Source organism: Actinoplanes campanulatus (assembly GCF_014647795.1).
GTDB lineage: Bacteria > Actinomycetota > Actinomycetes > Mycobacteriales > Micromonosporaceae > Actinoplanes > Actinoplanes campanulatus.
In genome coordinates, this window is record NZ_BMPW01000011.1 from 136,143 (window position 1) to 148,911 (window position 12,769).

Annotated in this window: 10 protein-coding genes; 7 read left to right on the plus strand and 3 right to left on the minus strand. The window is 69.8% G+C overall.

Annotated elements, in window-relative coordinates; translation table 11 throughout:
* Positions 1 to 165 precede the first annotated feature (165 nt).
* Positions 166 to 564, minus strand: a complete 399-nt coding sequence (locus IEZ13_RS22180) for a DUF5319 domain-containing protein (protein ID WP_183223040.1) — start codon at positions 562 to 564, stop codon at positions 166 to 168.
* A gap of 119 nt (positions 565 to 683) precedes the next feature.
* On the opposite strand from IEZ13_RS22180, the gene guaB reads away from it, so the two are divergent.
* Both guaB and IEZ13_RS22190 read left to right on the plus strand, forming a co-directional pair.
* Positions 684 to 2,171 (plus strand): IMP dehydrogenase, encoded by a 1,488-nt coding sequence (gene guaB / locus IEZ13_RS22185; RefSeq protein ID WP_183222900.1) that lies wholly within the window; start codon positions 684 to 686, stop codon positions 2,169 to 2,171.
* 54 nt (positions 2,172 to 2,225) lie between these two features.
* Positions 2,226 to 3,341: a GuaB3 family IMP dehydrogenase-related protein gene (locus IEZ13_RS22190; RefSeq protein ID WP_189285749.1), complete on the plus strand. Its 1,116-nt coding sequence runs from the start codon at positions 2,226 to 2,228 to the stop codon at positions 3,339 to 3,341.
* A 175-nt stretch (positions 3,342 to 3,516) separates the two neighbouring features.
* On the opposite strand, the gene IEZ13_RS22195 is transcribed toward IEZ13_RS22190, so the two are convergent.
* Together IEZ13_RS22195 and IEZ13_RS22200 are read right to left on the minus strand one after the other, a co-directional pair.
* Entirely contained in the window at positions 3,517 to 4,932 is a 1,416-nt protein-coding gene (locus IEZ13_RS22195; RefSeq protein WP_183222901.1) for a M1 family metallopeptidase, read from the minus strand.
* 19 nt (positions 4,933 to 4,951) lie between these two features.
* Positions 4,952 to 6,049, minus strand: coding sequence for an LCP family protein (locus IEZ13_RS22200; protein WP_183222902.1), 1,098 nt, complete (start codon positions 6,047 to 6,049; stop codon positions 4,952 to 4,954).
* Between the two features lie 130 nt (positions 6,050 to 6,179).
* On the opposite strand from IEZ13_RS22200, the gene IEZ13_RS22205 reads away from it, so the two are divergent.
* The 5 genes from IEZ13_RS22205 (at position 6,180) to IEZ13_RS22225 (ending at position 12,725) form a co-directional block, all read left to right on the plus strand.
* Positions 6,180 to 8,012, plus strand: a complete 1,833-nt coding sequence (locus IEZ13_RS22205; RefSeq protein ID WP_183222903.1) for a S8 family serine peptidase — start codon at positions 6,180 to 6,182, stop codon at positions 8,010 to 8,012.
* A gap of 38 nt (positions 8,013 to 8,050) precedes the next feature.
* Complete coding sequence (guaA, locus tag IEZ13_RS22210; protein WP_183222904.1) at positions 8,051 to 9,598, plus strand: glutamine-hydrolyzing GMP synthase; 1,548 nt, start codon at positions 8,051 to 8,053, stop codon at positions 9,596 to 9,598.
* Positions 9,599 to 9,728: 130 nt separating this feature from the next.
* On the plus strand, positions 9,729 to 10,676 hold the full coding sequence (locus tag IEZ13_RS22215) for an NUDIX domain-containing protein (protein WP_183222905.1): 948 nt from the start codon (positions 9,729 to 9,731) through the stop codon (positions 10,674 to 10,676).
* Positions 10,677 to 10,681: 5 nt separating this feature from the next.
* A complete protein-coding gene (locus tag IEZ13_RS22220; RefSeq protein ID WP_183222906.1) occupies positions 10,682 to 11,572 on the plus strand; it encodes an NUDIX hydrolase in 891 nt (296 codons plus the stop codon).
* Between the two features lie 190 nt (positions 11,573 to 11,762).
* Entirely contained in the window at positions 11,763 to 12,725 is a 963-nt protein-coding gene (locus IEZ13_RS22225; RefSeq protein ID WP_372441876.1) for a CDP-alcohol phosphatidyltransferase family protein, read from the plus strand.
* The last annotated feature ends 44 nt before the right edge of the window (positions 12,726 to 12,769 follow it).

The following is a 12,769-nucleotide window of genomic DNA, read 5'->3' on the forward strand; positions in this document are numbered from 1 at the left end:
CGCGGCAAAACGCCTTGTAACCGGTGACGAGGCAGGTGATTTCCCGCCGCCAGCAAACCCCGCTGGCGTCGGCAAATCACTTGCCTCGTCACCGGCGGCGTTTTGCGGGTCGTTCCGTGGCTACGACCTCGCGGAGACTAGGGGGGTATCGGGTAAAGCTCAGTGCTAATTCTCGTCGTCCGTGCCCTCTGTCAGGGTGTCGTGGACGCCGTCGGCGTATCCACGTGCGTACTCCCAAGTTACGTAGTGGTCGGGGTCCGGATCGTAGGCGGGCTCGTGCACCCGCGGACGGCCGCTGCTCAGCAGATGGCGCAGGTTGCCGCGCAGCAGGTCCCAGTCGAAGTAGTGCGGCTCGTGGCAGTCCTCGCACTCGATCACCAGCCCTCGGATGCCCGTCGGACTGAGCAGCGCCTGGTAGATCTCCAGGTCGGAGAGGTCCTCCAGGACATCCTGCCGCTCGTCCTCGGTCAGCGGTTCGGACTCGGCGTCCTCGTTGAGGTCGTCGAGACCAGCGGCCGGGTCGGTCGGGTCGCCGTTGAACGGGTCGATCGGCTCATCTTGCACCCTCATACCGTACTCACCTCCCGCGTGTGTGTGCTGGCCCGCACGTTCTGTCCGCCGCCCGGGTGCCCCGCCTGGGATGGGTAGGATGATGAACTCCGCCTCTTCTCTAGGGATGATTTGTGGAAACTGACAGCGCTCGTACCGTTCCTCTCGGTCTGACCTTCGACGACGTGCTGTTGCAGCCCGGCGAATCGGACGTCGTGCCCAGCCGGGTCAACACCGTTACGCGCCTGACCAGAAACGTCGAGCTGTCGATCCCGCTGCTCTCCGCGGGCATGGACACCGTCACCGAGGCGCGGATGGCGATCGCCATGGCCCGTCAGGGCGGCATCGGCGTGCTGCACCGCAATCTCTCCGTGGAGGACCAGGCGGCCCAGGTCGACCTGGTGAAGCGCTCCGAGTCCGGCATGATCACCCACCCGATCACCTGCGGGCCGGACGACACGCTCCGCCAGGTGGACGCGCTCTGCGGGCGCTACCGGATCTCCGGCGCCCCGGTGGTCGACGCCGAGGGCGTGCTGGTCGGCATCGTGACCAACCGGGACATGCGGTTCGTCAGCGACTTCGACGCTCACGTGCGCGACGTGATGACGAAGACGCCGCTGATCACCGCCCCGGTCGGGGTGAGCAAGGACGAGGCGCTGGCCCTGCTGGCCCGCCACAAGGTGGAGAAGCTGCCGCTGGTCGACGAGAGCGGTCACCTGCGCGGGCTGATCACCGTGAAGGACTTCACCAAGAGCGAGCAGTACCCGAACGCCGCCAAGGACCCGCAGGGCCGGCTCCGGGTGGCGGCCGCCGTCGGCGTGGGCGACGAGTCGTACAAGCGGGCCCGTGCCCTGATCGACGCCGGTGTGGACGTGGTCATCGTCGACACCGCGCACGGTCACCAGCGCGCCGTGCTGGAGATGGTCGCCCGGCTGAAGAAGGACACCACGATCGACATCGTGGGTGGCAACGTCGCGACGTACGCGGGCGCCAAGGCCCTGGTCGAGGCGGGCGCCGACGCCGTGAAGGTCGGTGTCGGGCCGGGCGCGATCTGCACCACCCGGATCGTCGCGGGCGTGGGTGTGCCGCAGATAACCGCGATCATGGAGGCGTCCCGGGCCTGCCGTCCGGCCGGCGTCCCGGTCATCGGCGACGGCGGTATCCAGTACAGCGGCGACATCGCCAAGGCGATCGTGGCCGGCGCCAGCACCGTGATGCTGGGCAGCCTGCTGGCCGGCTCGGAGGAGAGCCCCGGCGAGCTGATCTTCGTGAACGGCAAGCAGTTCAAGTCGTACCGGGGGATGGGCTCGCTCGGCGCCATGCAGTCCCGCGGTCAGGCCAAGTCGTACTCGAAGGACCGTTACTTCCAGCAGGATGTGAACGAGGACAAGCTGGTTCCCGAGGGCGTCGAGGGTCAGGTGCCCTATCGTGGTCCTCTGTCCAGGGTGGCGCACCAGCTCATCGGCGGGCTGCGCGCGGCCATGGGCTACGTGGGCGCGGAGACCATCCCCGACCTGCAGGAGCGGGGACAGCTCATCCGGATCACGGCGGCCGGGCTCAAGGAGAGCCACCCGCACGACATCCAGATGACGGTCGAAGCTCCCAACTACCACTCCCGTTAAGCCTTCCGACCGCCCCGCCCACCACCCGTAACAAGGATTGAAGGCATCCCAGCCATGCGTGACGTAGTGGAGATCGGCCTGGGCAAGACGGCCCAGCGCGGCTACCACCTGGACGACATCGCCATCGTTCCGAGCCGTCGCACCCGCGACGTGGACGACGTGTCGACCGAGTGGAAGCTCGACGCGTACCCCTTCAAGATCCCCTGCGTCGCGCACCCGTCGGACGCCACCCAGAGCCCGGACTCGGTGATCGCCCTGGGCCGCCTCGGCGGCCTCGGCGTGCTCAACGCCGAGGGCCTGTGGACCCGCTACGAGGACCCCTCCAAGATCCTCGAAGAGCTGGCCTCGCTGGACGAGGACGCCGACGCCACCAAGCGGCTCCAGGAGGTCTACTCCGAGCCGATCAAGCCGGAGCTGATCGGTGCGCGGGTCCGGCAGATCCGCGAGGGCGGCGTCACCGTGGCCGTCCGGGTGTCGCCGCAGCACACCTTGGCGCTCGCCCCGGTGATACTGGACGCCGGCGTGGACCTGCTGGTCATCCAGGGCACCCTGGTCTCGGCCGAGCACGTCTCCACCACCGACGAGCCGCTCAACCTCAAGGAGTTCATCGCCGACCTGGACCTGCCGGTCATCGTCGGCGGCTGCACCGACTACAAGACGGCCCTGCACCTGATGCGGACCGGCGCGGCCGGTGTCATCGTCGGTGTCGGCGCCGACGAGTGGTCCACGACGGACACCGTGCTCGGCATCCGGGTGCCGATGGCCACCGCGATCGCCGACGCCGCGGCCGCCCGCCGCGACTATCTGGACGAGACCGGCGGCCGGTACGTGCATCTCATCGCCGACGGCGGCCTCGCCACCTCCGGTGACATCGCCAAGGCGATCGGCTGCGGCGCCGACGCGGTCATGCTGGGCGAGCCGCTGTCGCTCGCCGAGGGCGCCCCGGCCGGCGGCGCCTGGTGGCACTCGGCCGCCAGCCACCCGGCCCTGCCGCGTGGCGGGTTCTGCATCGCCGGCGAGCCCGACGGCACTCTCGAAGAGGTCCTGTACGGCCCGGCCGACCGCCCGGACGGCCAGCTCAACCTCTTCGGCGGCCTACGTCGTGCGATGGCCAAGTGCGGCTACCGCGACGTCAAGGAGTTCCAGAAGGTAGCGCTGGTGCTTTGCTAGCTTTGCTCCGCTTCGCTCCGCGGCAAAAAGCCTTGTAACCGGTGTCGAGGCAGGCGATTTCCCGCCGCCAGTAAACCCCGCTGGCGTCGGCAAATCGCTTGCCTCGACACCGGCGGCTTTTTGCGGGGACGCCGAGTGCACCGCCGTAGGGGTGAGTGGCTGTCGTACCGATTGGTTAGGGTCTTGGGGGTTTGGTCTTGCTGTTCAGCCAGGCCTCGAAGAAGGCGTCGAGGTCCTTGCCGGAGGCGGTCTCGGCGGCCTCGATGAACTGTTCGGTGGTGACGTTGCCGTCGCGGTGGTCGGCGGCCCAGGACTTGATCAGTTTGAAGAAGGCCTCGTCGCCGATCGTCTTGCGCAGTGCGTGGACGGTCATGCCGCCGCGCTCGTAGACGGCGTCGCCGAAGATGCGGCGCGGGCCGGGGTCGCCGGGGGTCTCGGTCCAGTCGAAGGCGCGGTAGGTCTCGTCGAAGATCTGCTGCGCCGTCCGCCCGCCGGAGTGCTCCGACCACAGCGCCTCGGCGTAGGTGGCGAAGCCCTCGTTGAGCCAGATGTCCTGCCAGCGGCTGAGCGCCACGCTGTCGCCGAACCACTGATGGGCCACCTCGTGCGCGACCACGCCGGTGTTCTCGCCGGAGGTGAAGAAGGTGTTGCCGTAGACCGGGCGGGCCTGCGTCTCCAGGGCGTAGCGGATCTCGTCCTCGTCGACCACCACGCCACCGTTGGCCCGGAACGGGTACGGCCCGAACTGCGTCTCCAGGAAGTCGGTGATCTCGCCGGTGCGGCCCAGCGACTTGGCGGCCGCGCCGTTGGCGGGCAGCGACTCGGGAAGCGCCGTGATCATGGGTCGCCCGGCGTGGGTGCCCGTGGTGATCCGGTACTGCCCGATCACGACGGTGGCGAGATAGCTGGCCATCGGCGACTCCTCGGCCCAGCGCCAGGTGGTCCAGCCGTCCACAGTGTCCCGGTTGCCGGCCAGCCCGTTGCTGAGCACCTCGACGCCGTCCGGCACGGTCATCGCCAGCTTGAAGGTCGCCTTGTCGGACGGGTGGTCGTTGACCGGGAACCAGGTGCTCGCCGACTCGGGCTGACCCAGGGCGATCGCGCCCTCCTTGCCCACGCGCAGCCAGCCGCCCGCGCCGAGGGTCTCGTTCTCCAGCTGCTTCGGCACGCCGCCGTAGCTGACCACGGTGGTGAAGGCGCGGCCCTTCGGGATGCCGGCGGCCGGGGTGACCACCAGCTCGTTGCCCGCGGCGGCCACGGTGGCCGGGGTGCCGTCCACCAGGACGGTGGTGGCTTTCAGGTGCGCGAGATCCAGGTTGAACCGGGACAGGTCCTGCGTGGCGGTGGCCGTGATGGTGGCCGTGCCGTCCAGCTTGCCGGCCGCCGGGTCGTAGCGCAGCGCCAGGTCGTAGCCGCCGACGTCGTAGCCCCCGTTGCCGTAGGTCGGGAAGTACGGATCGCCGGCGCCGACCGCGCCCGGCCCGAAACTGGCGGCCGGGGACGCCGACCGGGGCGCCTCCGGCTCGCGCTCACCGCCGGTGCACCCGGACAGCAGCAACAGGAGGATCAGCCCGCCGGCCCGTCGTTTCATGGCTTGAAGGTTACGACCACTACCTGTCGATCAGTTTGGGGTGTGCCTTCAGGTAGGCGACGTGGTTGCCCTTGGCGAGCGCCTTCAGGAAGCCCTGGCCCTCGGCTTTGAGCTGCTCACCCAGGTACCCGCTGCCGCTGCCGACGCCGCCGCCGGGAAGCGACACGGTGGTGATGTCCTGCGGGGTGAGGTTCCGGAGGGCGTACGCGTACTCGAACGGTGTACGGCCACCGACGTAGACCAGCGCCTCGCCGAGCGCATTGATCAGCCCGCCCAGTTTCGCCGGGTCCGCCATGCCCTGCGCCATCGCCTTGGTGAGGATCGCCTCGACGAGCTGCCGGTGGTGCCGCTGGCGGTCGTAGTCCCCGTTGGGAAGCCCGTAGCGCTGCCGGGCGTAGTCGAGCGCCTGCCAGCCGACCAGGTGCCGGTTGCCGGGCAGGTAGGTGGCCTGCGGCCCGCTGTAGTCGCTGCCGGATTGCGTCCGCATCGTGCCGTCCGGTCGGCGGTGCCGGGATTTCACCTTCTGATCGACCACCAGGTCGATGCCGCCGAGTTTGTCGACCAGTTTGTCGAGACCGCGGAAATTGAGGATCGCTCCGCCGTGGAAGGTCTTGATCCCGGTGTACGCGCTGAGACTCTTCGTGAGCAGTTCGTAACCCTGCTCCACGCTCTTCTTCTTCGAGCCCGGGATGCGCGAACCGCGGCTCATCGCTTCGGTGATCTTGTATTTGCCGCCGCGGAAACCGGATTTCTTGTACGCCGGCATCTGGACCCGGAGGTCACGTGGCAGCGAATACAGGTAGGCCGATTCGAGGTCGGCCTCCACGTGCAGCAGCATGATCGTGTCGGCGTGCGGCTCGTAGCCGGGGATGCTCAGCCGGGTGTCGACGCCGATCAGCACCAGGTCGAGCGGCCCCTTGATGTCGGCGCCGGGGGACGGCGCCGGCGGCGCCGACGGGGTGCTCACCGTGGGCGCGGCGCTCGTGGAGGGGCCGGCGGAGGGCGCCGCGGCCGGCTCGGCGGGGCCCCGGTTGACCGCGATGGCGACGCCCACTCCGGCGATCAGCGCGAGGCCGGTGCCGGCCACGATCGACCAGGTGATCTTGCTGTTCCGCATAGCGCGAACAGTAAATGAGATCACGGCGGTGCTCAATGCCACGCGGGTATTGCCAAATTTAAGATCACCGGTAGGCTTGCGCGGCCGATTCGTCGATCGACGAATCGACTCATGGGGAGGCCGTCCGAGTATGAAATCCACTCACCGGCGCGTCGTCGTCGGTCTGGCTGCCGCTGCCCTTCTTGCGGGCGCCAGCTTTGCTCCCACCGCCAACGCCTCGGTCACCGGTTCCAGCCGGGAACTTCCGGTCCGCCTGGTCGTGGGCCTGCGCGCCGGTGTCGCCGCCGACGTCGACCTGCCCAGCCTGAGCCGGCTCGGCCTGGCCGGCGCCGACGCCAAGGGCTCGATGGCCCGCAGCCTGCTCAGCGAGATCCGGGCCAAGGCCATCGAGGTGCCGAAGGCCCAGGCCGTCGCCGTCACGGCCGCGCTCAAGCTCGACCCCAACGTCTCGTACGTCCAGGTCGACCCGCTGGCCAAGAAACTGGCCGTGCCGCCTAACGACCCGTACTTCACCGCCGGCCGGCAGCCCGAGCTGGAGCAGCTGCGGGTGCCCACCGCGTGGGACACCACCACCGGCGACGAGGTAACGGTTGCGGTGCTGGACACCGGCGTGACCGCCACCGGCGACCTGACCAGCAAGGTGCTCACCGGCTATGACTTCGTCAACCGGGACAGCAACGCGACCGACGACGAGGGGCACGGCACGATCGTCTCCTCGCTGATCGCCGCCACGCCGAACAACGCGGCCGGCATCGCGGGCGTCTGCGCCAAGTGCAAGATCCTGCCGGTCAAGGTGCTCAACAGCCAGGGCAGCGGCAGTTACTCGCAGATCGCGCAGGGCATCATCTACGCGGTCAAGCGGGGCGCGAAGATCATCAACATGTCGCTCGGCGGCAGCCAGACGTCGGCCGTCCTCAAGGACGCGGTGGCCTGGGCCAACGGGCAGGGCGTCCTGGTCGTCGCGGCGGCCGGGAACGACGGCACCAAGGCCTACAGCTACCCCGCGGCGTACGCGGACGTGCTCGCGGTCGGCGGCACCAACACCCGGAACACCTCGAATCCCGGCGAGCGGGTCGAGTTCTCCAACCACGGCAGCTGGGTGGACGTCTCGGCGCCCGCCATCACCGCGGCCATGCAGCGCAACGGCACGTACTGCTGGGACAACCGTGACTCGTGCTGGCTGACCATCCGGGACAGCTCCGGCAACATCATCTACGACGACTACGAGATCCAGGGCACCTCGTTCTCCTCGCCGCTGGTCGCCGGGGTGGCCGCCCTGGTCAAGTCGAAGAACCCGAACTACAGCGGGTGGGGCCTCTGGCGGGCGATCACCAGCTCGGCCCGGCCGAACGGCGGCTGGAACTACTACGGCATGGTCGACGCGGCCGCCGCGCTGACCAAGGGCACCGACACCAAGCCGCCGACCGGCACCGGCACCAGCCCGGCGCAGAACGCCAAGGTCCGCGGCGACGTGGCGGTCACCCCGCTCGGCCTGAAGGACGACTGGTCCGGCATCCGGGCTGTCGACCTCTACGTCGACGGCAAGTGGCACAGCTGGGACTACACCGCCCCGTTCGCCCCGGTACTGAAGACGGCCGGCCGCAACGGCGCGATCAAGGCGCAGCTGCGGGTGTACGACAAGGCCGGCAACAGCACCTGGCTGCCGGCCCGGACGCTGATCGCGGACAACGTGCTCCCGACCGTGTCGATCACCAAGGCCCCGGCGAACAAGGCCAAGGTCAAGGGCACCGTCAAGGTGTACGTGAAGGCCGCCGACAAGTCCGGGATCAGTAAGGTCCAGCTGCTGGTCAACGGCAAGGTGGTGGCGACCGACACAGCGGCCGGCTATGTGCTGTCGTTCAAGGTCGCGAGCCAGAAGAAGACGATGAAGGTCCGCGTGCGGGCGTACGACAAGGCCGGCAACGTGCGGTACACCACGATTCGCACCTACTACCGAGCCTGACGAGGCCGGGGTACTCAGCCGGTGAGTAAACTCGCCGGGTGAGTACCCCGCGTCCCGTTCTCGTCGTCGACTTCGGCGCCCAGTACGCTCAGTTGATCGCCCGCCGGGTCCGCGAGGCCCGTGTCTACTCCGAGATCGTCCCGCACTCGATGCCGGTGGCCGAGATGCTGGCGAAGAACCCCGCCGCGATCATCCTGTCCGGCGGCCCGTCCAGCGTCTACGAGCCGGGTGCTCCGACGCTCGACGCCGGCCTGTTCGATCATGATGTGCCGGTCTTCGGCATCTGCTACGGCTTCCAGGCGATGGCCCAGGCCCTCGGCGGCACGGTCGCGCACACCGGCTCCCGGGAGTACGGGCGGACCCTCCTCGAGTCGCGCGGCGGCACCCTGCTCCGCGACCTCCCGGCCGACCTGCCGGTCTGGATGAGCCACGGTGACAGCGTCGCGGTCGCCCCGTCCGGCTTCTCGGTCACCGCCTCCACCCCGGGTGCGCCCGTCGCCGCGTTCGAGGACCTGACTTCGAAGCGGGCCGGTGTCCAGTTCCACCCCGAGGTGGCGCACACCGAGCAGGGCCAGGAGATGCTCAAGCGCTTCCTGTACGACATCGCCGGCATCGAGCCCACCTGGACGCCCGGCAACATCATCGACGACCAGGTCGCCCGCATCCGTGAGCAGGTCGGGGACCGGCAGGTCCTCTGCGCGCTCTCCGGGGGCGTCGACTCGGCGGTCGCCGCGGCGCTGGTCCAGCGCGCGATCGGGGACCAGCTCACCTGTGTCTTCGTCGACCACGGGCTGCTGCGGGCGGGCGAGGCGGCGCAGGTCGAGAAGGACTACGTCGCCGTGACCAATGTCCGGCTCGTCGTGAAGAACGTCGAGGAACAGTTCCTCTCCCACCTGAAGGGTGTGGAGGATCCGGAGCAGAAGCGCAAGATCATCGGACGCGAGTTCATTCGTACGTTCGAGGCCGCGGCCCGTGAACTCGACGCCGAGCGGCACATCGAGTTCCTGGTCCAGGGCACGCTCTACCCGGACGTGGTGGAGTCCGGCGGTGGCACCGGCACCGCCAACATCAAGTCGCACCACAACGTCGGCGGTCTGCCGGACGACCTCCAGTTCGCGCTGATCGAGCCGCTGCGCACCCTGTTCAAGGACGAGGTGCGGGCCATCGGCAAGGAGCTCGGCCTGCCCGACGAGATCGTGCAGCGGCACCCGTTCCCCGGCCCCGGCCTGGCGATCCGGATCATCGGCGCGATCGACCGGGAGCGTCTCGACATCCTGCGGGCGGCCGACCTGATCGCCCGCGAGGAGCTGGCCGCCTCCGGGCTGGACCGGGAGGTCTGGCAGTTCCCGGTGGTGTTGCTCGCCGACGTGCGCAGCGTGGGTGTGCAGGGCGACGGGCGGACTTACGGGCACCCCGTGGTGCTGCGGCCGGTCTCCTCGGAGGACGCCATGACCGCCGACTGGTCCCGCCTGCCGTACGACCTGATCGCCAAGATCTCGAACCGGATCACCAACGAGGTTCGCGAGGTCAACCGGGTGGTCCTGGACGTGACGAGCAAGCCCCCGGGCACCATTGAGTGGGAGTGACGGACAGTAGTGGATCAATCGCCCAGGGCGGCGTAAGCCGCCCTGAGCTGCGATTACGCACCGCTATCCCACTGTCAGGAAGTTGACAGAAGTTCTTGAAGGGTCACATATTCCGGGCAGAATGCCGCCCGTGACCCCCGCACTGGAACCGCTCCGCAGGATCGCCGCCTACGCCGTCGCGCGCGACGGCGACGGCCGCGTGCTCCTGGTCCGGGCATCGTCCAGATCCGGCACTCCCGGCGTCTGGTCGCTGCCCGGCGGCGCCGTCGATCACGGCGAAGATCCCAACCACACCGTCGTCCGCGAGACCGCGGCGGAGACCGGCCTGTCCGTCACCGTCACCGGGCTCCAGGACGTGCTCGCCGACATGCGCTCGATGCCGCACCGAGGCGTCACCATCCACACCGACCGGCTGGTCTACACGGTCTCGGTCCGTGGCGGCAACCTGATCGACCGGGTCGGCCACCCCACCGACCTGGCGCGGTGGCACACCCTGGAGGAGGCGGAGAAGCTCAAGCTGCGGCCCTTCACCGCGGCCGCCCTCGGGCTCTCCACCGACGCCGGTGACCTGCGGCCCGAGGAGGCGCCGGTCTTCCCGTCCTTCTACGCGTACGAGGGGCCGGACGGGCTGCACCGGGCGCAGCGGTTCGCGGCCTACGCGATCGCCACCGACACATACGAGAACCTGCTGCTCACCCGGATCTCCGAGGGCTACCCGGGAGCCGGCTGCTGGCACCTGCCCGGCGGCGGCACCGACTACGGCGAACAGCCCGGCACCGCCCTGATCCGCGAACTCGTCGAGGAGACCGGTCAGGCGGGCCGCCTCGTCTCGCTGCTCGGCGTGGCCAGCCACCGCGATGCCGCCTCCCTCGGCCCGGAGGGCTACCCGATCGACTGGCACGGCGTCCGTGCCTTCTACCGGGTCGTCGTCGACCACCCGACCGAGGTGACCATCCACGACGTCGGCGGCTCCACCTGCGAGGCGCGCTGGATGCCGCTCAAGGAGGTCGCCGACCTGGCCCACGACCAGCTCACCGAGGTGACCGCCGATGCCTTGCGAGCGGCGCGGCTAATCTAGGCGCGGTGAAGTTCAGGAGAAGAGCCGCGGCGTACGGCGTGTGCCGGGACGCGGACGGGCGTTTGCTGCTCACCCGCGGATCCGCCGAGGCCGCCTTCCCCGGCGTCTGGTCCCTGCCCGGCGGCGGCATCGACCACGGCGAGCACCCGGACGACACGGTGGTCCGGGAGTTCGCCGAGGAGACCGGTCTGCGGGTGCGGATCACCGGGCTGCGGGCTGTGCTCGCCGACCTGGCCCGGCTCCCCGACGGCTCGGTCGAGCACACCGACCGGATCGTCTACGACGTCGAGGTGACCGGCGGCGACCTGAGCCCCGAGGCGGCCGGCACCACCGACGCCGCCGAGTGGGTCACCCCGGCCGAGGTGGCGGCGCGCCCGCTGCTGCCCTTCACGGCCGGCATCCTCGGCGTGAGCTTCGAGGCCGCCGAGGTCGAGGTGCCCGCCGGTGAGCCCGAGCGCACCGGCCGGGTGCAGCGCTTCGGGGCGTACGCCCTGGCCAGCGACCCGGACGGGCGGATCCTGCTGACCCGGATCGCGGACGGCTACCCCGGCGCCGGGCTGTGGCACCTGGCCGGCGGCGGCACCGACTTCGGTGAGACCCCGGAGCGCGCGGTCGCCCGGGAGCTGTTCGAGGAGACCTCCCAGCGGGGCCGGATCGCCGGTCTGCTGGACGTCTCGCACCGGTACGACCCGGCCGCGCTCGGCCCCGAGGGGGTGCCGCTCGACTGGCACGTGATCCGTGTCGTCTACCGGGTCACCGTCGAGCGGCCGACCGCCGCAGAGGTCACCGAAGCGGCCGGCGGATCCACCGCCGACGCGGGCTGGTTCACGCCCGAAGAGCTCGACGGACTGCCGCTCACCGAGCTGACCCGGGATGCTTTGGGCCGCACGGGCTAAAATCGTCACACGGAAGGTCGATGAGTTGTCCGTCGCTCCACGCGAGGGATCCAACGGGCAGCTCTCGTCGTTGCACTCCAGGATCGTTCGCCCTCTCGCCAATGCCGTCCGGCTGTGCGATGGTGTAACCCGCAATTTCGCCGGGCTCGCGACTACCCGGCGGGACAACCGAACTCCATGGAGGAAGCACGTGCCGAGTACCCCTTGGCACCGGCGTCGTACGACGGATAGTCCCCGTCCCGCCGGGCGTCGTTGGGCTGGCCGGCTGCGCCGCGGCGGGACTCTCGCGCGGCAAGCCCTGATGGTTCGGGTGGGCCGCCGTTCCGCCGAGACCGGTCGGGCCGCCACCGCGACCCGGGCCGAGGTGTTGCACATCGGTTCCGATTCGGTGCGGACCATCACCATTCCCGCACCGGGGGTTCCTGTGGAGCTGTCCGTCGCCGGGGCCGACCCGGCACCGGCTTCCATCCCCTTGCTGCCGGGCGAGCGCACCATGTCCCGGCGTGCGAGCTTCGCGCTCGTGAACGCCTGCACCCTGTCCAGCCTCGGCCTCGGCCTGCTGGCGATCTTCCTGGCCATGGACGGCAAGGTGCAGATCGCCGCCGCCTGCCTGGTGGCGTGTGTGGTGTTCGACGGTCTGGACGGCGCTCTCGCCCGCAAGCTCGGCGTCGCCAGCCCGTTCGGCGCGCAGATGGACTCGCTGGCCGACATGTGCTCGTTCGGCCTGGCCGCGCCGGTCGTGGTCTACGCGTCGCTCGCCGACGAGGTGCCGCAGGCCGCCGCCGCGATCGCGACCGCCCTGGTGGCCGGTTGCGCCGCGATCCGGCTGGCCCGGTTCAACGTCTCGCCGAAGGACGGCCGCTTCTTCTGCGGCGTGCCCACCACGATGGCCGCCGCGGTCCTCGCGCTCACCGTGCTGATCGGCCTGCCGCTGCCCGGCATGGTGCAGCTGGCCGGCGTGACGCTGCTGGCCTTCGCGATGGTCTCCAGCTTCCCGTACGCGAAGCTCGCCCGTCTTCTGAAGCTGCCGCCGTGGCTGTGGCTGCTCCCGATCGTCGGCGCCCTGCTCCAGCCGCGCATGACGTTCGTCCTGATCGTCGCCACCTACCTGGTCAGTGGCCCGATCCTCTGGATGCGCGCCAAGCGCGTCTGACCGCACGCAGAGAAAGGGCCGCTTCCCGTCCGGGAAGCGGCCCT

Coding starts and splice junctions, on each gene's coding strand:
- IEZ13_RS22205 (WP_183222903.1), top strand. CDS start 6,180: ATGAAATCCACTCACCGGCGCGTCGTCGTCGGTCTGGCTGCCGCTGCC.
- IEZ13_RS22190 (WP_189285749.1), top strand. CDS start 2,226: ATGCGTGACGTAGTGGAGATCGGCCTGGGCAAGACGGCCCAGCGCGGC.
- IEZ13_RS22195 (WP_183222901.1), bottom strand. CDS start 4,932: ATGAAACGACGGGCCGGCGGGCTGATCCTCCTGTTGCTGCTGTCCGGG.
- IEZ13_RS22200 (WP_183222902.1), bottom strand. CDS start 6,049: ATGCGGAACAGCAAGATCACCTGGTCGATCGTGGCCGGCACCGGCCTC.